A 19,368-nucleotide genomic window follows, 5' to 3' on the forward strand; every position below is an offset into this window, starting at 1 on the left:
TGTTGATAAATCTGTTGAACCCGCCTCCGTCTTATAATAAAAAATAAGAGTTTATGAGCTGTAGAGCTGCAGCTGCGTAATATACCCTTATTAACCTTTTTTATATAGATCTTTTTGTTTCTCTTTTCTATTGCAGTAAAATGCTTTATTATTAATACTATATTGCAATGATCGAAATAGGTCGTTTTTTAGAAGGGGATGAACACGTGCAAAAAAAGGAATGGTATTTAGAATACGAAATTCAAAAAAACAGACCAGGTTTGCTTGGTGATATTTCTTCCCTTCTAGGTATGCTTGAAATTAATATTATTACGATCAATGGCGTGGATGAAGGAAGACGTGGTATGCTTCTTTTAGCTCGAAGTGACGAGCAAATTGCAAGGCTTGAATCCATTATCAGTACAATGGATACCATTCAATTAACAAAACTTCGCGAGCCGAAACTTCGGGATCGCTTGGCAGTCAGACATGGCCGTTATATTCAACGTGATGCAGACGATAAAAAGACGTTTCGTTTTATACGGGATGAACTTGGTCTACTTGTGGATTTTATGGCTGAACTTTATAAACAGGAAGGCCATAAATTAATTGGAATAAGAGGAATGCCCAGAGTAGGAAAAACTGAATCTATTGTAGCTGCAAGTGTATGTGCTAATAAAAAATGGCTTTTCGTTTCCTCTACATTACTGAAACAGACGATTCGAAATCAACTGATTCAGGAAGAGTACAATGAAAACAATTTGTTTATTATAGATGGTGTCGTTTCCACTAGGCGAGCCAGTGAAAAACATTGGCAGCTAGTTCGGGAAATCATGCGGATGCCTGCTATTAAAGTGATAGAGCATCCAGATGTATTTGTAGAAAACACAGAGTATTCTCTGGATGATTTTGATTATATAATCGAACTTCGGCATGATCCGGATGAAGAAATTACATATGAAATGGTTCCTAAGAATAATATGTTCGGGGGATCAGACTTTGGCGATTTTGATTTTTAAGTATTGGTAGGTGTAAACATTGACAGAATTAGGAAATCGATTAAAGCTAGCCCGTGAAGAAAAAGGCTTGAGCCTTGAAGAAGTGCAATCGTTAACAAAAATTCAACAAAAATATTTACAGGGGATTGAGGATGGCAACTATACGATGATGCCGGGCTCTTTTTATGTTCGGGCATTTATAAAACAATATGCTGAAGCAGTAGGTTTGAATCCAGATAAGCTTTTCGAGGAATATGCCAATGATATCCCCTCAAATCATGAGGATCAGATTCCTTCTCATTTATCCAGATCACAGACCAGAAAAGGGACATCAGGTTCATCCAGAATGTTTAGTTTTCTTCCCACATTTATAACAGTGATTTTTATAATTGGGATTTTAGCAGTCGTTTATTTCGTTGCGGTTACATTACTTTCTGAAAATAATGACCAGTCTGAAAATAATGGTACAGAAGAAAGTGTCGGAATGGAGCAGCAGGAAGGTGTATCTCCTGCAGTAGAAGAAGAGGAAGAAGAAGACACTTCCGGTGAAGCAGATGATGAGTCTGAATCAGAGGAAGCAATTGAAGAAGATACAGAAGAATCCACAGAGAATTCTGATGAGCTTACGATAGAGAACACTGGCACAGCTGGTTCTGACACGACTTTTCAGCTTAAAGGTGCTGAAGAAATTAATGTAACTGTTAACTCTTCTACAGCCTGGGTAGGTATTACAGATGAAAATAGTAATGAATTGATAAGCAAGCAGCTGACGAATCAGGATGGAGAATTGTCGTTTGATGCTTCTGAATATGACTGGTTTCGCATCAGAATAGGCAGCACTGCAGGGACAGAAGTAACGATTAACGGCGAACCTGTTGAATTCGGACTCTCCACTGATGTAAATCCTCAAAATATGATTTTTGAAGTAGAAGATGAAGAGTAGAAATCGAATCACTTTTATTGTAAGAACAAAGAAAATGGTCATCAGTATTGATGGCTATTTTTTTGCTAATAATTGTATCATTTTGTTTTAGGAGGAAAAATATATGAACATACCTAATAAAATTACGATTTCAAGAATTTTATTAATTCCGCTATTCATGATTATTATGCTTGTTGATTTTGGGTGGGGAACTTTGTATTTGCTAGGCGCTGATATTCCTGTTCATCATTTTATCGGAGGGTTGATCTTTATCTTCGCAGCATCAACTGATTGGGTTGACGGTTATTATGCCCGCAAATATAATATGGTAACGAATCTTGGAAAGTTTTTAGATCCATTGGCAGACAAGCTGTTAGTGTCCGCTGCTTTAGTTATACTTGTGGAATTACAGCTCGCACCTTCATGGATTGTCATTATCATCATCAGCCGGGAGTTTGCAATAACCGGATTAAGGCTTGTACTTGCAGGAAGCGGCGAGGTTCATGCTGCTGCAATGCTAGGGAAGATAAAAATGTGGATGCAGATCATTGCCGTCTCATTGCTTCTTTTGCATAATATTATTTTTGAACTTGTAAATATACCATTTGATATAATCTCTTTATATATTGCTGCGATTTTTACTGTTTGGTCAGGTATTGACTACTTCGTTAAAAACTGGGATGCTTTTCGGCATTCAAAGTAGGGAGAAGAAGGAATGAATGCTGAAATAATTGCTGTGGGCTCAGAATTACTACTCGGTCAAATTGCAAATACAAACGCTCAGTTTATATCGCAAAAGCTTGCAGAAGCGGGTATAGATGTTTACAGACATAGTGTGGTCGGGGACAATCAATCACGCCTTCTAGCGGAGATTTCAGCAGCGCAAGATCGTGCTGAGCTAATTATTTTAACCGGCGGACTAGGTCCAACAAAAGATGATTTAACGAAAGAAACGGTTGCTCAATTCCTGGGGAAGAAGCTTGTGATGCACGACGAGTCCCTTCACTTTATTGAACAGTATTTTAAAAATGCAAATAAAGCTATGACGGCAAATAATCAAAAACAGGCACTTATAGTTGAAGGCAGTGATGTGTTAGTCAATCACCACGGCATGGCGCCTGGAATGATTCTTAATTCTCAAGGGACCATTCTTGTCTTATTGCCGGGGCCTCCGCGTGAAATGAAGCCGATGCTTCAAACTTCTGTTATCCCAAGGTTGTTAAAGCTTAGAAAAGGAGAGCCCGTCATATCCCGTGTATTAAGATATTTCGGAATAGGTGAAGCTGAGCTTGAAGATAGAATAGAACATCTTATCCACAAGCAAATAAACCCTACGATTGCTCCTCTTGCTTCTGATGGGGAAGTTACATTGAGGATTTCTGCTAAGCATTCAGAAGTTAAAACTGCTCAAAAAATGCTAGATGTAACAGAAGCTGATATCAATTCGATCGTTGGAAAATACATGTATGGTAAAAACGACGAGACATTGCTGCAGAAAACATTCGAGCTTTTATCATCTTCACAGCTGACAATAGCCTCTGCAGAAAGTCTGACTGCTGGATTGTTTGCTTCTCAAATAGGAAGTCAGCCGGGAGCGAGTTCCGTTCTAAAAGGAGGGCTGGTTTGCTATACAAACGAAGCGAAAATGAACTTAGCTGGAGTTTCCGATAAGACGCTTGCCGAAGAAGGGGCAGTTAGTAAAAGGTGTGCCATCGAGTTGGCTGAAGGAGTGAAAAATCGACTGGGTTCAGACATCGGTATTTCTTTTACCGGATCAGCAGGCCCAGAATCTCTGGAAGGACAACCTTTGGGGACTGTCTGGATTGGGATCGCTTTTCAATCTAATCCACCCATAGCACTTCATATAAAACTTCAGGGAGAAAGAAATTATATCCGCTTAAAAGCGGTGAAACATGGTTTATTTCATCTCATTCAGCTCCTTGAACAACATTCTGACAAGATAGTGGAGTGAGGATGATGTTTTTTAATTTTATTTTAACGTTAGTTAACTTCAGCATCTTTGGTGGACTGTTTATTCATTCCTTTCCAGCAGCCATTTAATATAATTTCAAAAAATCTTAAAGTAGCAAAGTATTGTGTAATTTCATTGCAAAAAAAGAAAACAGCTCTTAGAAAATTATTAAAAACTCTTTAAATTCCTCTCTAAAAAAAGCGAATAAATGTTCGCTTTTTGCTTGTTATATGGAAACAAAAAGAGTATAGTAGAGTTAGGTTATGAGATGTCATTCAAAAGTGAAAGACATCTTAGATAAAAGGAGGAATTTTTGTGAGTGATCGTCAGGCAGCCCTCGATATGGCTTTAAAACAAATAGAAAAACAGTTCGGTAAAGGATCTATAATGAAGCTGGGTGAAAAAACAGACAGAAATTTATCCACTATATCCAGCGGATCCATTGCATTAGATGCGGCACTTGGTGTAGGCGGCTATCCCCGCGGCAGGGTGATTGAGATCTACGGTCCTGAAAGTTCAGGTAAGACGACTGTTGCCCTTCATGCGATTGCAGAAGTCCAGTCTAAAGGCGGACAGGCTGCTTTCATTGATGCTGAGCATGCGCTTGATCCTGTATATGCCAGTAAGCTTGGAGTTAATATAGATGAGCTGCTTTTATCGCAGCCGGATACCGGAGAACAGGCTCTTGAAATTGCAGAAGCACTTGTGCGCAGCGGAGCAGTTGAAATCGTAGTAGTTGATTCGGTCGCGGCTCTAGTGCCAAAAGCTGAAATTGAGGGTGAAATGGGAGATTCTCATGTCGGTTTGCAGGCACGTCTAATGTCTCAAGCGCTTCGTAAGCTCTCAGGTGCGATCAGCAAATCAAATACAATCGCCATCTTTATTAACCAAATCCGTGAAAAAGTAGGGGTAATGTTTGGCAGCCCTGAGACTACACCTGGAGGACGTGCTTTAAAATTCTATTCTTCGATTCGCCTTGATGTACGGAGAGCGGAAACACTGAAGCAGGGAAATGAAATGGTCGGCAATAAAACACGTATTAAGATTGTTAAAAATAAAGTAGCTCCACCATTTAGAATTGCTGAAGTTGATATCATGTACGGAGAAGGGATTTCCCGTGAAGGAGAAATCATCGATCTTGGTTCAGATGTTGAGATTGTTCAAAAAAGCGGTTCCTGGTATTCATATAATGGAGACCGACTTGGACAGGGCCGTGAGAATTCAAAGCAATTTCTTAAAGAGAACCCTGAACTGCGCCAGGAAATCATGATGAAAATCCGTGAGCATCACGGGATGGATGTAGATCGCAATGCTCCTCCAACGGAAAAAGAAGAAGATTTTAACCTGCTCGAAGATTCAGAATAAAGCGGGAACCAAAGACAAAGAGAGCTTTCTCTTTGTCTTTTTTTACTAATTATCTTCTACCAGAACTTTATAATTGGCTCATCCCCTTGACAAGGAATTTTCACAGACTTAAAATTAACATTGTATATCTTACAAATTTTTCGATTGATAAGTAAATTGCCTGGCCTTGTATAGTACTTTATACTAGCCGACAAAAGGCAGGATCTGAAACATTTGAATAGCAAGGGGAGGTGAACACGATGGAAGAATCTACTATCATCTCCATTTTGCTTAGCATTATCGTCGGTGTGATTGTTGGTTATTTGATTCACAAATTCATGATGGATGCGAAAATCGGTGGTGCTAAAGGCTCTGTAGAACAAATTATTGAAAATGGTAAACGTGAAGCAGAAGCATTAAAAAAAGAAGCACTGCTTGAAGCGAAAGATGAAAATCATAAGCTTCGTTCAGAGATTGAAGCAGAACTTCGTGAGCGAAGAAACGAATTGCAAAAGCAAGAAAATCGTTTAATGCAGCGAGAAGAAAATCTCGACCGTAAAGACGATTCGCTCAATAAACGCGAATCATTACTCGAGCGCAAGGATCAATCCTTGCATGAACGACAACAACATATTGAAGAGATGGAAAGCAAAGTGGACGAGATGGTTCAAAAGCAGGAACGTGAACTTGAGCGAATCTCGAGCTTAACCCGCGAAGAGGCGAAGAGCATAATTCTTGATCAGGTGGAAAAAGAATTATCTCAAGACATTGCAATCATGGTTAAAGAACAGGAAAACCGTGCCAAGGAAGAATCAGAGAAAAAGGCCCGGGAACTTCTTTCACTAGCCATTCAGCGCTGTGCAGCTGATCATGTTGCAGAGACAACCGTTTCTGTCGTGAATTTGCCGAATGATGAGATGAAAGGTCGAATCATCGGGAGAGAAGGAAGAAATATTCGGACACTCGAAACATTAACGGGTATTGATTTAATTATTGATGACACACCAGAAGCAGTTATTCTTTCAGGCTTTGACCCTATTAGACGGGAAACAGCAAGAATAGCGTTGGAAAAGCTGGTACAGGACGGACGAATTCATCCTGCCAGAATTGAGGAAATGGTTGACAAAGCAAGAAGAGAAGTGGATGAGCATATCCGGGAAATTGGGGAACAAACTACATTTGATGTAGGTGCTCATGGTTTGCATCCAGATTTAATTAAAATTTTAGGCAGACTTCGTTATCGTACAAGCTACGGTCAAAATGTATTAAAACATTCAACGGAAGTCGCTTATCTATCAGGGTTGTTAGCGGCCGAACTTGGAGAAGATGAAACATTGGCCAGACGTGCCGGTCTTCTGCACGATATTGGTAAAGCAATTGACCATGAGGTAGAAGGAAGTCATGTTGAAATCGGTGTTGAATTGGCAACAAAATACAAAGAACATCCGGTTGTGATCAATAGTATTGCATCTCATCACGGAGATCATGAAGCAACATCTGTTATTGCTGTACTTGTCGCAGCTGCTGATGCTTTGTCTGCTGCAAGGCCAGGAGCCCGAAGTGAAACGCTTGAAAATTATATTAGACGCCTTGAGCGTCTGGAGGAAATTTCAGAGTCTTATGATGGGGTGGAGAAATCCTTCGCGATTCAGGCTGGGCGTGAAATTCGAATTATGGTTAAACCTGAACAAATTGATGATTTGACTGCACATCGACTCGCTCGAGATATACGAAAGCGGATCGAAGAAGAGTTAAACTATCCAGGCCATATTAAAGTGACAGTAATTCGTGAGACACGAGCAGTAGAATATGCAAAATAGCTTAAAGGCAATGTGAATCACTCACATTGCCTTTCTATTTGTTTAACCTAACAGTTGAAATTTAAAAAATTGGCAGGAAGAGGAATGTAAATGAAATTATTGTTTATAGGCGATGTGGTAGGTTCACCAGGACGGGAAATGGTGGAAGAATATTTACCGCAAATTAAAGAAAAATACCAGCCGGATTGTACCGTTATAAATGGAGAAAATGCAGCATCGGGAAGAGGAATAACCGAGAAAATATACCGGCAATTAGAAGCCGCTGGCGGGGATGCTATTACCATGGGCAATCATACGTGGGATAATCGCGAGATATTTCAATTCATAGATCAGACAAGCAATCTAATCAGACCGGCTAATTACCCAAAAGGAGCACCGGGTAAAGGCATGCAGATGATTTCAGCAGGCAGCAATGAAATCGCTGTAATAAATCTTTTAGGACGTACCTTTATGAATCCTGTAGATGACCCATTTCCTGTTGTGAAAAAACTGGTGGAGGAGGCAAGGCGTCACACTCCTTATATTTTCGTAGATTTTCATGCTGAAGCTACAAGCGAGAAACAAGCAATGGGCTGGTATTTAGATGGTAAGGTTTCTGCAGTGGTAGGAACACATACACATGTTCAAACGGCAGATAATCGCGTACTTCCTGGCGGTACTGCCTATCTATCAGACGTTGGCATGACAGGTCCTTATGATGCCGTATTAGGAATGGAACGGGAAGCGGTCCTTAAACGGTTTTTAACCACTCTTCCAACTAGATTTGAAGTTCCTAAAACAGGCCGAACACTACTTAGCGGCTGCTTAATTCATATGGATCGGAAAACGGGAAAAGCTCTTTCGATAGATCGTATCTTGATCAATGAAGATCGTCCTTTTGTATAAGAATCACAGAAGTACTTGATCAAAAAGCATAGTGATGCCTCTTTGTGAATATAGTTAATGGAAATCATCACATCCATGGTGTGGTAGTTGATGTTAATGAGGAGGTACACAATGGACGTCCTGAAGGTGTCATCACGGTCGAATCCAAACTCTGTAGCAGGAGCACTGGCTGGTGTGCTGCGTGAACAGGGTATGGTGGAGGTACAAGCAATTGGAGCAGGTGCACTGAATCAAGCAGTTAAAGCAGTCGCTATTGCCAGAGGGTTTGTTGCCCCTGGAGGTGTAGATTTAATTTGCATTCCTGCTTTTACAGACATTAAAATTGATGGGGAAGACCGTACTGCCATGAAATTAATTGTTGAACCAAGGTGAATGAAAAAAGCTTAACTGCCTGAAAGGTCATTACAGGTTTTTTTATGTAAAGTAAGAATGCGTGATCGATTAAAAGGAGAAAGAAGCCCTCAAAAGCTTCTTTCTCTTTTTTTTTGTTATAAAACAGATAAGAAAAAGACGAAATTTCGACAATAGCAACGTCTCTATTGTATATGAGGAGAAGACCCTTTATACTATAGGGACGTGTAATTAGCAGCATTTTCATCACTTTAGTAGAAGAAAATGCTTAAAAGAAAAATAAGTGATGTTTTGTGTTTTGATAGAAAGGGGATTTTCTCATGAACGAAGAGCAGCGTCTTGCAGGGCAACAGGCCTCCGTGACACCTGCCAAGGGCAAGCAAGAAAAAGACTATAGTCAGTATTTTCAAACAGTCTACAGCCCGCCATCATTAAAGGATGCAAAAAAACGAGGAAAAGAAGAAGTAAGTTATCATAAAGATTTTAAAATCGATCCTGAATTCCAGGGAATGGGAAAAGGACGCAAATTTTATATCCGAACATATGGTTGTCAGATGAACGAACATGATACAGAAGTTATGGCAGGTATTTTTGAGCAATTAGGCTACGAACTTACCGATTCAACTGCTGATGCAGATGTAATCTTACTGAACACATGTGCCATCAGGGAAAATGCTGAAAATAAGGTTTTCGGTGAAATTGGACATTTAAAACCGCTGAAACTCGAACGTCCAGACTTAATCATCGGTGTGTGCGGGTGTATGTCTCAGGAAGAGTCAGTTGTTAATAAAATTTTGAAAACACATCAGCATATAGATATCATTTTCGGGACACATAATATTCATCGCCTGCCAAACATCTTAAATGAAGCATATATGAGTAAAGAAATGGTTGTTGAAGTCTGGTCTAAAGAAGGGGATGTGATCGAGAACCTTCCACGTGTACGCAAAGGGGCCATTAAAGGCTGGGTTAACATTATGTACGGCTGTGATAAATTTTGCACATACTGTATCGTACCTTACACTCGCGGGAAAGAGCGCAGCAGACGTCCGGAAGAAATCATTCAGGAAGTGCGTCATTTGGCCTCACAGGGGTATCAGGAAATTACACTGCTCGGTCAAAACGTAAATGCTTACGGAAAAGATTTCGGTGATATGACGTATGGTCTTGGTCAGCTGATGGATGAACTAAGAAAAATTGATATTCCAAGGATCCGGTTTACAACAAGCCACCCTCGTGATTTTGATGATTATCTGATCGAAGTATTGGCAAAGGGCGGCAATTTGGTTGAACATATTCATTTGCCGGTTCAGCACGGTTCTTCCCAGATCTTAAAGCTAATGGCCAGAAAATACACCCGGGAGCATTTTATCAACCTTGTGGGCAAAATTCGTGAAGCGATTCCCAATGCTGTTCTAACGACTGATATCATTGTAGGCTTTCCAAATGAAACGGAAGAACAGTTTGAGGAAACCCTCACATTGTATAAAGAAGTTGGTTTTGAAACAGCCTTCACATATATTTATTCTCCAAGAGATGGCACACCCGCTGCTAAAATGGAAGACAATGTTCCAATGGAGGTAAAAAAAGAGCGACTTCAGCGATTAAATAATCTCGTAAATGACATGTCCAATGCAGCACTCAAAAAACTTGAGGGTCAGGTTATGGAAGTTCTTGTTGAAGGGGAAAGCAGAAAAAATCCCGATGTGCTTTCAGGGTATACACGAACAAGTAAACTTGTGAACTTTGTTGCTCCTAAAGAAGTTGTTGGTCAATTAGTAAAAGTAAAAATAACGGATGCCAAAACCTGGAGCCTGAATGGTGAAATGGTAGAAGTGGTTAAGCCGGCTGAGGTGAATGTATAATGGAACAACATTACTCAAAAAAAGAAATTATTGCAAAAGCGAAAGATCTTGCAAAAATGATTACAGCTACTGAAGAAGTTGATTTCTTCAAACGTGCAGAAGCACAAATCCAGGAAAATCAAAAAATAAGAGAAAAAATTGCCAGCTTGAAAAGTCTTCAAAAACAAGCAGTGAACTTTCAACATTATGGCAAGCACGAAGCCTTAAAAATGATTGAAGCTAAAATTGAAAAAATTGAAACTGAAATAGATGAAATACCAATTGTACAAGAATTCAAGCAGTCTCAAATTGAAGTAAATGAGCTTTTACAAATAGTAGCAAATACCGTCTCCAATTCAGTTACCGACGAAATTATCCGTCAAACAGGCGGAGATATCTTAAAAGGTGAAACGGGTGCACAGGTTCGTAAGGGCGGCAGCAGCTGTTCATAATCTCTTAGAAGATCGCTAAATTTTAATGTAGCTCAAAAATTAAGAAGCTGTGACAAAGTTGTTATCATATAAATAAAAATGGCCCATGAAGATACATACACTTTCATGAGGCCATTTTTTGATTTAGAGAGAATTACTCATCATCCTTTCTTACCGGAAATAGTCATTGGGGAAGGTATCACGACTGCCTGAACCTTTAAACTCAGCTTGTTGATGAAAAATGTGTTGAATACCGACTGTGGTCATCGGGTTACAGAAGATAGCAGTGAGAAATAACTTTGTAAAAAATAGAATAATAGACTGCTTTAAAGTTTCTGAAAATTGACAATGATTTGATAGTTTGATAAAAAGGTATAAGGGTACATTTTTTTAACTCAAATTGAAAGCGTTTACAAAAAGAAAATAAACTTTAAATCAGAATAGGAGCTGACGGAATGACGTATGCAAACCCAAACACGGAAGGATCCATTGTTCAATTTAAGCCGAAATATGATAATTACATAGGAGGAGAGTGGGTGGCGCCCGTTAAAGGTGAATACTTTGAGAATCCTTCACCAGTAAACGGTAAAGCATTTACTCAGGTAGCCAGATCTACTGAAGAAGACATTGAAAAAGCGTTGGATGCTGCTCATCAGGCTAAAGAATCCTGGGGGAAGACATCTGTAACGGAACGTTCAATCATCTTAAATAAAATTGCTGAAAGAATGGAAGAAAACCTTGAGATGCTTGCTGTTGCAGAAACATGGGAAAACGGTAAGGCTGTTCGTGAAACATTAAATGCAGACATCCCGTTGGCTGTTGACCACTTTCGATACTTTGCAGGTGTTATTCGTGCTCAAGAAGGAAGTATAGGAGAAATTGATGAAGATACCGTTGCATACCATTTTCATGAGCCGCTTGGCGTTGTAGGGCAAATTATTCCATGGAATTTTCCGATATTAATGGCAGTTTGGAAATTGGCACCGGCACTGGCTGCGGGAAACTGTGTAGTGCTAAAACCAGCTGAACAAACACCTGCTTCAATTCTCTTACTAATGGAATTAGTCGGTGACCTCTTACCGCCTGGAGTAGTGAATGTTGTAAATGGTTTTGGTTTAGAGGCAGGAAAACCGCTTGCTTCAAGCAAACGGATTGCTAAAATTGCTTTTACGGGAGAAACGACAACTGGGAAAATGATTATGGAATACGCATCAGAAAATCTAATTCCAGTAACTTTAGAACTTGGAGGGAAATCTCCAAATATCTTCTTTAAAGACATCCTGGATGAAGATGATGAATTTGTGGATAAAGCAGTGGAAGGTCTATTGATGTTTGCATTGAATCAAGGAGAAGTATGCACGTGCCCATCAAGAGCTTTAATCCACGAAGATATCTTTGACCGTTTTATGGAAAAAGTGATCGAACGTGTAAAACAAATCAATACAGGAAACCCTCTAGACCCTAATTCAATGATGGGTGCACAGGCATCTACTGAACAGATGGAAAAAATCAAGTCTTATCTACAAATAGGCAAAGATGAAGGTGCAGAAGTGCTTGTAGGAGGAGAAGTAAATAAGCAAGAAGGAGAAAATGCGGAAGGATATTATATTCAGCCGACAATTTTTAAAGGCAATAACAAAATGAGGGTTTTTCAAGAGGAAATTTTTGGACCTGTCTTATCCGTTACTACATTCAAAACAGAAGAAGAAGCAATGGAGATAGCCAATGACACTCTTTATGGCCTGGGATCGGGCATATGGACTCGTAATATCAATACTGCCTATCGATTTGGAAGAGGCATACAGGCGGGCCGCGTTTGGACAAACTGCTACCATCAATATCCAGCTCATGCTGCTTTTGGAGGATATAAAATGTCCGGTATTGGAAGAGAGAACCATAAGATGATGCTTAATCATTACCAGCAGACGAAAAATATGCTTGTAAGCTACAGTCCCAAAAAGCTTGGATTTTTTTAAACCTGATGAATCGATTAAACTGAAAATAGTCAAGCCTGCAACATAATGATTATTATGAAGTAAATCAAATAAGTAAGCGTTTTAAAAAGCTTGTAAAGGGTATTGTTAAAGAAATAAAAGCTGGAAGGAAGATGAAGACATGTTAAATCATTTACAGGCTTACTTTAAAAGTGAAAATGACGCAGAAACAGCATTGATGAAACTTCAAAGAATCAGCATCAGCGAGGCGAGAGTGGATTCTATTCCTGATGATGGAAATAATAAATTATTCATTGTACCTGCATTTAATCTTTCATCAGCAGGGGGAAATGCAGCTAATGCTGGTATGGTGTCAAGGAACAATGAAAATGAAAAGAATCAATCATCTGAAAATTTTACTCATATTCTTGAATTTAAAGTTTCATCCGATGAAACGAATGAAGCATTGCAAATTCTTGGTACAACAGATGCCCATTTGGATGAAGAAACAGTCAAGGGATACAATCAATAAAACCACGAGAGAAGCAGTTCACTGCTTCTCTTTTTATTTGAAGAGAAATAATTTTACTTCTTTTGCTGTCACCGGTAATCAACAAATACTGCTCATCTTTTGTACTTATTACATATAATTATCTACTATATATAGCAGGTATGACGCCAACTCAAAAGGTTTAAAATATATATTGCAGCAGGTATGTTACTTTACATAAGCTTTATAAAGTATAGGAATTACCTTTAAGAGGTGCTTTTATAACATGAATAGTTGTGGCGCTAAATTAAATAATCCCTTTTGCCATCCCTTGCATATAATTCAAGTAAAGAATAAAAATATGGACTAAATCATCTATTTGTGACAACAAGGAGTGACCGCTATCCGTTAGTATGCTTGAGTAATTACACTACAATCTAATTTAGAACTGAGTTCTTAAGTATTTTTTTTAGACCCCTTTTCCTTACTGTCCAAACGAAAAACAAACAAGTTTATTTGAAAAATTATAGGTTTTCGCACATTCCTTGAACTTTCAGCATAGGATAAAAGGAAATGAAAGGAGGCCGCATGAATGTCGGAGTACAGAGAAATTATTACAAAGTCCGTCGTGGCCAAGGGCCGAAAGTTTACGCAATCTCATCACACCATTCACCCGCCTCATCGTCCAACAAGTATTTTAGGCTGTTGGATCATCAACCATAAATATGAAGCAAAAAAAGTGGGAAAAAAGGTTGAGGTCCACGGCAGTTTTGATGTTAACGTCTGGTATTCGCATCATGATAACACCAAAACATCAGTAGTCATTGAGAACGTCACGTACAGGGATACGATCAAGCTGAAATATCGGGATTCAGATTATTATGATGATAATGAGATTATCGCACGGGTTCTGCAACAGCCGAATTGCCTCGAAGCCTCTATCTCGGACTGTGGAAGTAAGGTCATCGTACAAGTTGAACGAGAAATTGTCGTTGAATGCGTAGGAGAAACAAAGATGTGTGTGATTTTCCATCGTGATGGAATGGAAGAGGATTGGGATCATGATATTGACGATGATGAAATTGATGAAATCAAAACGGACTTTTTAGGTTTTGAGGATTCAAAAAGGCATTAAATCAGGTGATCTTTCACCTGGTTTTTTTATTTTCTTCTACTCAGGAAGTTGGTTTTGTTTCTCTTGTAGCTTTTGCAGTCCTGGTCCTTCATATTATTTAAATTGTTACTACATACCGATTTATTTATGATCACCATACTACATACCACTATGATGCTCATCGTGTTTAATTTGACAAAGCCCAACCTGTTAGAAGAGAAAATACACCAGGAATAAGTTTTTCAATAATTGGCAACCAGATCCTGCCATCGTATATTCCTATGTTTATTGCTCCTCATCCTCCAACTGAAGCAACCACTAATGGATAACTCCTTTAACGGCAATAAGCGAAGCCATTGATGCCAGAAGCCAAATTTCAAATTTATTTTCTATAAAAATGTCTTGCTGCAGCTTTGGATCCTTTGCTTAGACTGGATAATCTAACCATCGTTTATTTCCAATCTTACCTCTTATAAATAATTTATCATTTAAATGTACATTTGTTGTGCCCACAGGAAAGTGCAACCCTTTATAATTTGACGCACAAGTCTAATGAAAAAGAAATAATTATTTAGGATCCTTTTGTTCAATGAGGAGTATTTTGCTTTCATGAGTTTAATAAAAAGGATATGCTATACTGATAGCATGATATTCGGAAGAGATCGGGGAGAGCTTGAACGTATGAAAACTTATACACCTATGATTCAGCAATATTTAAAGATAAAGGCAGAAGTACCGGATGCCTTTTTATTTTTTCGACTTGGTGACTTTTATGAAATGTTCTTTGATGACGCATTGCGCGCATCAAGAGAATTAGAAATTACGTTGACTGCTCGTGATGGAGGGGTTGAAGAAAAAATACCAATGTGCGGCGTCCCGCATCATGCAGCTTCAGGCTATATCGAACAGTTAATTCAAAAAGGATTTAAAGTAGCGATTTGTGAGCAGACAGAAGATCCCAAGCAAACCAAAGGGGTCGTCAAAAGAGAAATTGTTCAGATGATTACACCGGGAACAGTGATGGAATCGAAAAGTTTGCTGGAAAGAGAAAATCATTATCTGGCTGCATTAACAGGATTTCAGGACGGTTCGTTCAGTATTGGTTATCTTGATCTTACAACCGGTGAAACGAAAGTTACAATGATTGATTCAGTCAGGGAAGCGATTAATGAACTTATTAATATAAAACCAAGAGAAATTGTTATGGCGTCTGACGAAGACCCTGCAATTGAAAAAGAATTAAAAGAACGTGACATTCATTCATTTTCCGTTATGGATGATTGTTCGAAAGAAGCATCATTTGAACCAGTACTCAAAGAAATAAAACAGGAAAAGCTCATTATCAGCATGTGCAGGCTGCTTCATTATGTTTCAGCAACCCAAAAGCGTTCACTTGATCACTTGCAGAAGGCTGCTTCGTATCAAATTGATGCTTATTTAAGAATGGATCCTAATTCTAAACGCAACTTGGAGCTTTCAGAGACTATCCGGGGAAATGGAAAAAAAGGGTCATTGGTATGGCTGCTCGATGAAACTATGACGGCTATGGGCGCTAGAATGTTACGACGCTGGATCGATCGGCCACTGGTCAAAACGGAAGATATTAATCATCGATTATCTATTGTTCAAGGGCTGATGGATGCATATTTTGAGAGAGAATCTCTAAGAGACTCTTTAAAAGAAGTATATGACTTAGAACGCCTTGCAGGCAGAGTTGCATTTGGCAATGTCAGTCCTAGAGACCTTGTACAGCTGAAAAAATCGTTGCAGCAAGTTCCAGTCGTTCAAGAAACTCTTGCTGAAATGAATCATAAGGAAAGTATTAAATTAGCTGAGTCGATGGATCCTTGCCCAGAGCTATTGCAGCTTCTGCAATCGTCCATCATAGATCAGCCGCCGCTCACCATTAAAGATGGTAATTTTATAAAGGATGGATTTAATTCGGAACTGGATCAATTTAGAGACGCAAGCAGAAACGGAAAAACCTGGATTGCTGAATTAGAGCAGAAAGAAAGAAAAAAAACAGGTATTCGTTCATTAAAAATCGGTTATAACCGAATTTTTGGATATTATATTGAAATTACTAAAGCAAATCTTGGAAATCTTCAAGACGGATTGTATGAACGCAGGCAGACTCTGTCTAATGCTGAACGATTTATTACACCCGAATTAAAAGAAAAAGAAGAATTAATCCTTCAGGCACAGGAGCGCTCTACAGAGCTTGAGTATTCCTTATTTCAAGAAATCAGAGAGCAAGTTAAAAAAGAGATTCCCAGACTTCAAAAGCTGGCCCTTGTAATAAGTCAGCTTGATGTTTTACAATGCTTTGCGACTGTAAGTGAAACCAGACATTATGTGAAACCAACCTTCAACCAGGATAGGAAAATTGAAATAACAGACGGCAGGCATCCCGTTGTAGAAAAAGTAATGGATGCACAGGAATATGTCCCTAATGACTGTGTAATGCATAAAGACTGCGAAATGCTGTTAATCACTGGACCTAACATGTCAGGAAAGAGCACCTATATGCGTCAGGTGGCCTTAACTGCCATATTAGGTCAAATAGGCTGTTTCGTTCCGGCAGCCAAAGCAAATCTTCCTGTTTTTGATCGTATCTTTACAAGGATCGGCGCAGCGGACGATCTGGTTTCAGGACAGAGTACGTTTATGGTAGAGATGCTTGAAGCCCAGCACGCAATTGCAAACGCTACTCAAGATAGTTTAATTTTATTCGATGAAATAGGCCGCGGAACCTCTACGTATGATGGTATGGCTTTGGCTCAGGCAATCATTGAACATGTTCACGATCATATTGGAGCTAAAACTTTGTTTTCCACTCATTATCATGAACTGGTTGAATTATCAGATAAACTCAACAGTCTGGTGAACGTCCATGTCGCTGCTGCAGAACAAGATGGACATGTTGTCTTTTTGCATAAGATCAAACAGGGGCCTGCAGACAAAAGCTACGGCATTCACGTGGCTCAGCTGGCTAATTTGCCGGATAAGCTAATAAATCGTGCGAACGAACTTCTTATAGGTTTTGAAGCCAAACCTAAAACTAAAATGACTACAGCGGTTTATGAGGACGAAGAAATTGGACAGCTGTCGTTATTTCATAATCCTAAAAATAAAAAACCGAAAAAAACAAACAACATACAGCAGGAAATATTGAATTTAAATGTATTGGAAATGACGCCGCTTGAAGCAATGAATGAATTGTACCGTGTGCAAAAGATCGCTAAAAACGAGGCGAAATAATAAGCTGATTGAAGAGGAGGGCGAAAGCATATGGGTGAAATACGTCAGCTGAACGAAGCACTGGCCAATAAAATAGCAGCTGGAGAAGTAGTGGAACGCCCAGCATCTGTCGTGAAGGAACTCGTTGAAAACGCTGTGGATGCAAAAGCAACGATCATTGAATTGGATCTTGAAGAAGCGGGGTTATCGAGCATCCGCATCAGGGATAATGGGGCAGGGATTCAGTCTGATGAAGTACTCCTCGCATTTTCAAGACATGCAACAAGTAAAATAAAAAATGAGCATGACTTGTTCCGAATCCGAACGCTTGGCTTTCGGGGGGAAGCTCTTCCCAGTATTTCGTCTGTTTCAAAAATTGAAATTAAAACTTCTACAGGAAGTACAGGCCTGTTCCTGAAAATGCATGGTGGAGAAGTAATCGAACAAAAACCGTCTGCATCGAGGCAGGGCACTGACATTCTCGTTTCAGAACTATTTTATAATACCCCTGCAAGATTAAAATACCTTAAAACCGTTCATACAGAACTCGGTAATGTAACAGATATTGTTAACCGGATTGCTTTATCTCATCCTGAAATCTCATTTCGTCTGCGGCATAATGGCAAAACATTGCTGCAGACTAATGGAAATGGTGATGTCAGACAAGTCATCGCAGCCATATACGGTATAAATATTGCAAAAAAAATGCTTTCATTTACGAACGAATCGCTTGATTTTCAAGTGAAGGGATACGCAGCACTTCCGGAAATCACACGTGCTTCAAGAAACTATATTTCCATTTTAGTTAACGGACGATTTATTCGTAATTATGCTATTACTCGTGCTATTCAAGCGGGCTATCACACTCTTCTTCCCATCGGACGTTTTCCAATTGTTTTATTATCAGTTGAAATGGATCCGTTACTCGTGGATGTAAATGTTCATCCTTCAAAACAGGAAGTGAGGTTCAGCAAAGAAGCGGAACTGGTTCAATTAATCACTGATACGATAACGCAGCTGTTTAAAACCCAATCACTTATCCCAAGTGGAGAAAAAGAAAAACCTGCTAAAACGATAAGGCCTTCTGAGCAAATTGCTTTTTCATTTCATGAGCCTGTTCGACATCAGGTGGACAAAGAAAATATACAGTCCCTGCAGAAAGATACTTTTCAAGATCCCGATATGGTTAGACAAGACAAAATCAGGGAGACTCAGCCAGTCTTATCAAAAGAAGACACGGTTTTTCCCGGCAGTAAGGCAGAAGAATATCTGGATGAGAAAAAAGTTTCACTCTCCTCTCATGAAGTACATGATGAACAGGAGAGTATCTCTTCTAGAGTGCCTCTTTTAGAGCCTATTGGGCAGATGCATGGAACTTACATTTTGGCTCAGAATGAGGACGGTTTATATATTATCGATCAGCATGCTGCTCAGGAAAGAATTAAATATGAATATTTTAAAAAGAAAGTCGGAGATGTGCAATCTGAGCTTCAGGATCTTCTTGTTCCTTTAGTACTGGATTTTTCAACCGATGAACGAATAAAAATTCTAGAAAACAAACAAGATCTGGAAGATGTAGGTGTTTTTTTAGAGGAATTCGGCGGAAATGGATTTATTGTTAGAGGTTATCCAACCTGGTTTCCGCACGGAGAAGAAAAAAATATAATTGAAGAAATGATTGGCGAGCTTTTGCAAATGAAAAAAGTGGACGTCGGTAAACTCAGAGAAGAAGCGGCTATTTTAATGAGCTGCAAAGGATCTATTAAAGCGAACCATTATCTTAGACGGGAAGATATGCAGCAATTATTAACGGATTTAAGAAAAACGGAGGATCCTTTTACTTGCCCTCATGGAAGACCGATTATTATTCATTACTCAACGTACGAAATGGAAAAGATGTTTAAGAGAGTGATGTAGCTGGCATAAAATTATTTATAAGATGGTTTTAGGGTCAGCATCTGTATTCAGTTGACATGTACGTTCATTTATCTGCTCTGATAAAGGGAGCCTGGAACAACTGTGTCTTAAGGCTCTTTGACCTGTT

15 protein-coding genes are annotated in these 19,368 nt (G+C 39.2%); all 15 read left to right on the forward strand.

Going from position 1 to position 19,368, the window contains the following annotated elements; translation table 11 throughout:
• Nucleotides 1–206: 206 nt before the first annotated feature.
• The gene (locus KR50_RS09300; RefSeq protein ID WP_041057588.1) at nucleotides 207–998 is read left to right on the forward strand and encodes a YmfK family protein; all 792 of its coding nucleotides are present in this window, start codon (nucleotides 207–209) and stop codon (nucleotides 996–998) included.
• A gap of 19 nt (nucleotides 999–1,017) precedes the next feature.
• Entirely contained in the window at nucleotides 1,018–1,920 is a 903-nt protein-coding gene (locus KR50_RS09305; protein ID WP_052476920.1) for a helix-turn-helix domain-containing protein, read from the forward strand.
• Between the two features lie 103 nt (nucleotides 1,921–2,023).
• The gene (pgsA, locus tag KR50_RS09310; RefSeq protein WP_041057590.1) at nucleotides 2,024–2,602 is read left to right on the forward strand and encodes a CDP-diacylglycerol--glycerol-3-phosphate 3-phosphatidyltransferase; all 579 of its coding nucleotides are present in this window, start codon (nucleotides 2,024–2,026) and stop codon (nucleotides 2,600–2,602) included.
• A 12-nt stretch (nucleotides 2,603–2,614) separates the two neighbouring features.
• Nucleotides 2,615–3,871 (forward strand): competence/damage-inducible protein A, encoded by a 1,257-nt coding sequence (locus KR50_RS09315; protein ID WP_041057591.1) that lies wholly within the window; start codon nucleotides 2,615–2,617, stop codon nucleotides 3,869–3,871.
• Between the two features lie 315 nt (nucleotides 3,872–4,186).
• Entirely contained in the window at nucleotides 4,187–5,236 is a 1,050-nt protein-coding gene (recA, locus tag KR50_RS09320; RefSeq protein WP_041057593.1) for a recombinase RecA, read from the forward strand.
• Between the two features lie 239 nt (nucleotides 5,237–5,475).
• Nucleotides 5,476–7,035 carry a ribonuclease Y gene (rny, locus tag KR50_RS09325; RefSeq protein WP_041057596.1) on the forward strand — a complete coding sequence of 520 codons (1,560 nt, stop codon included), beginning with the start codon at nucleotides 5,476–5,478 and terminating at the stop codon, nucleotides 7,033–7,035.
• A gap of 90 nt (nucleotides 7,036–7,125) precedes the next feature.
• Nucleotides 7,126–7,920: a TIGR00282 family metallophosphoesterase gene (locus KR50_RS09330; protein ID WP_041057599.1), complete on the forward strand. Its 795-nt coding sequence runs from the start codon at nucleotides 7,126–7,128 to the stop codon at nucleotides 7,918–7,920.
• Between the two features lie 111 nt (nucleotides 7,921–8,031).
• On the forward strand, nucleotides 8,032–8,292 hold the full coding sequence (locus KR50_RS09335) for a stage V sporulation protein S (RefSeq protein ID WP_041057602.1): 261 nt from the start codon (nucleotides 8,032–8,034) through the stop codon (nucleotides 8,290–8,292).
• Between the two features lie 299 nt (nucleotides 8,293–8,591).
• A complete protein-coding gene (miaB, locus tag KR50_RS09340; protein WP_041057605.1) occupies nucleotides 8,592–10,136 on the forward strand; it encodes a tRNA (N6-isopentenyl adenosine(37)-C2)-methylthiotransferase MiaB in 1,545 nt (514 codons plus the stop codon).
• Nucleotides 10,136–10,567: a RicAFT regulatory complex protein RicA family protein gene (locus tag KR50_RS09345; protein WP_041057607.1), complete on the forward strand. Its 432-nt coding sequence runs from the start codon at nucleotides 10,136–10,138 to the stop codon at nucleotides 10,565–10,567. The genes miaB and KR50_RS09345 overlap by 1 nt, the downstream gene beginning before the upstream one ends.
• Before the next feature lie 434 nt (nucleotides 10,568–11,001).
• The gene (gene exaC, locus KR50_RS09350; protein WP_041057610.1) at nucleotides 11,002–12,522 is read left to right on the forward strand and encodes an acetaldehyde dehydrogenase ExaC; all 1,521 of its coding nucleotides are present in this window, start codon (nucleotides 11,002–11,004) and stop codon (nucleotides 12,520–12,522) included.
• 139 nt (nucleotides 12,523–12,661) lie between these two features.
• Nucleotides 12,662–13,012, forward strand: coding sequence for a hypothetical protein (locus KR50_RS09355; RefSeq protein ID WP_041057613.1), 351 nt, complete (start codon nucleotides 12,662–12,664; stop codon nucleotides 13,010–13,012).
• A 550-nt stretch (nucleotides 13,013–13,562) separates the two neighbouring features.
• Nucleotides 13,563–14,105 (forward strand): outer spore coat protein CotE, encoded by a 543-nt coding sequence (cotE, locus tag KR50_RS09360; RefSeq protein WP_041057616.1) that lies wholly within the window; start codon nucleotides 13,563–13,565, stop codon nucleotides 14,103–14,105.
• A gap of 660 nt (nucleotides 14,106–14,765) precedes the next feature.
• Nucleotides 14,766–17,345, forward strand: a complete 2,580-nt coding sequence (mutS, locus tag KR50_RS09365) for a DNA mismatch repair protein MutS (protein WP_041058197.1) — start codon at nucleotides 14,766–14,768, stop codon at nucleotides 17,343–17,345.
• 30 nt (nucleotides 17,346–17,375) lie between these two features.
• Nucleotides 17,376–19,241: a DNA mismatch repair endonuclease MutL gene (gene mutL, locus KR50_RS09370; protein ID WP_041057618.1), complete on the forward strand. Its 1,866-nt coding sequence runs from the start codon at nucleotides 17,376–17,378 to the stop codon at nucleotides 19,239–19,241.
• Nucleotides 19,242–19,368: the final 127 nt, after the last annotated feature.

The sequence above is a fragment of the Jeotgalibacillus campisalis genome, from assembly GCF_000829515.1.
Taxonomy (GTDB): Bacteria; Bacillota; Bacilli; order Bacillales; family Jeotgalibacillaceae; genus Jeotgalibacillus; species Jeotgalibacillus campisalis.

Excerpts from the sequence above, each read along its gene's own strand:
- pgsA (WP_041057590.1), top strand. The coding sequence starts at position 2,024 with ATGAACATACCTAATAAAATTACGATTTCAAGAATTTTATTAATTCCG.
- KR50_RS09315 (WP_041057591.1), top strand. The coding sequence starts at position 2,615 with ATGAATGCTGAAATAATTGCTGTGGGCTCAGAATTACTACTCGGTCAA.
- rny (WP_041057596.1), top strand. The coding sequence starts at position 5,476 with ATGGAAGAATCTACTATCATCTCCATTTTGCTTAGCATTATCGTCGGT.
- KR50_RS09330 (WP_041057599.1), top strand. The coding sequence starts at position 7,126 with ATGAAATTATTGTTTATAGGCGATGTGGTAGGTTCACCAGGACGGGAA.
- KR50_RS09335 (WP_041057602.1), top strand. The coding sequence starts at position 8,032 with ATGGACGTCCTGAAGGTGTCATCACGGTCGAATCCAAACTCTGTAGCA.
- miaB (WP_041057605.1), top strand. The coding sequence starts at position 8,592 with ATGAACGAAGAGCAGCGTCTTGCAGGGCAACAGGCCTCCGTGACACCT.
- KR50_RS09345 (WP_041057607.1), top strand. The coding sequence starts at position 10,136 with ATGGAACAACATTACTCAAAAAAAGAAATTATTGCAAAAGCGAAAGAT.
- exaC (WP_041057610.1), top strand. The coding sequence starts at position 11,002 with ATGACGTATGCAAACCCAAACACGGAAGGATCCATTGTTCAATTTAAG.
- KR50_RS09355 (WP_041057613.1), top strand. The coding sequence starts at position 12,662 with ATGTTAAATCATTTACAGGCTTACTTTAAAAGTGAAAATGACGCAGAA.
- cotE (WP_041057616.1), top strand. The coding sequence starts at position 13,563 with ATGTCGGAGTACAGAGAAATTATTACAAAGTCCGTCGTGGCCAAGGGC.
- mutS (WP_041058197.1), top strand. The coding sequence starts at position 14,766 with ATGAAAACTTATACACCTATGATTCAGCAATATTTAAAGATAAAGGCA.
- mutL (WP_041057618.1), top strand. The coding sequence starts at position 17,376 with ATGGGTGAAATACGTCAGCTGAACGAAGCACTGGCCAATAAAATAGCA.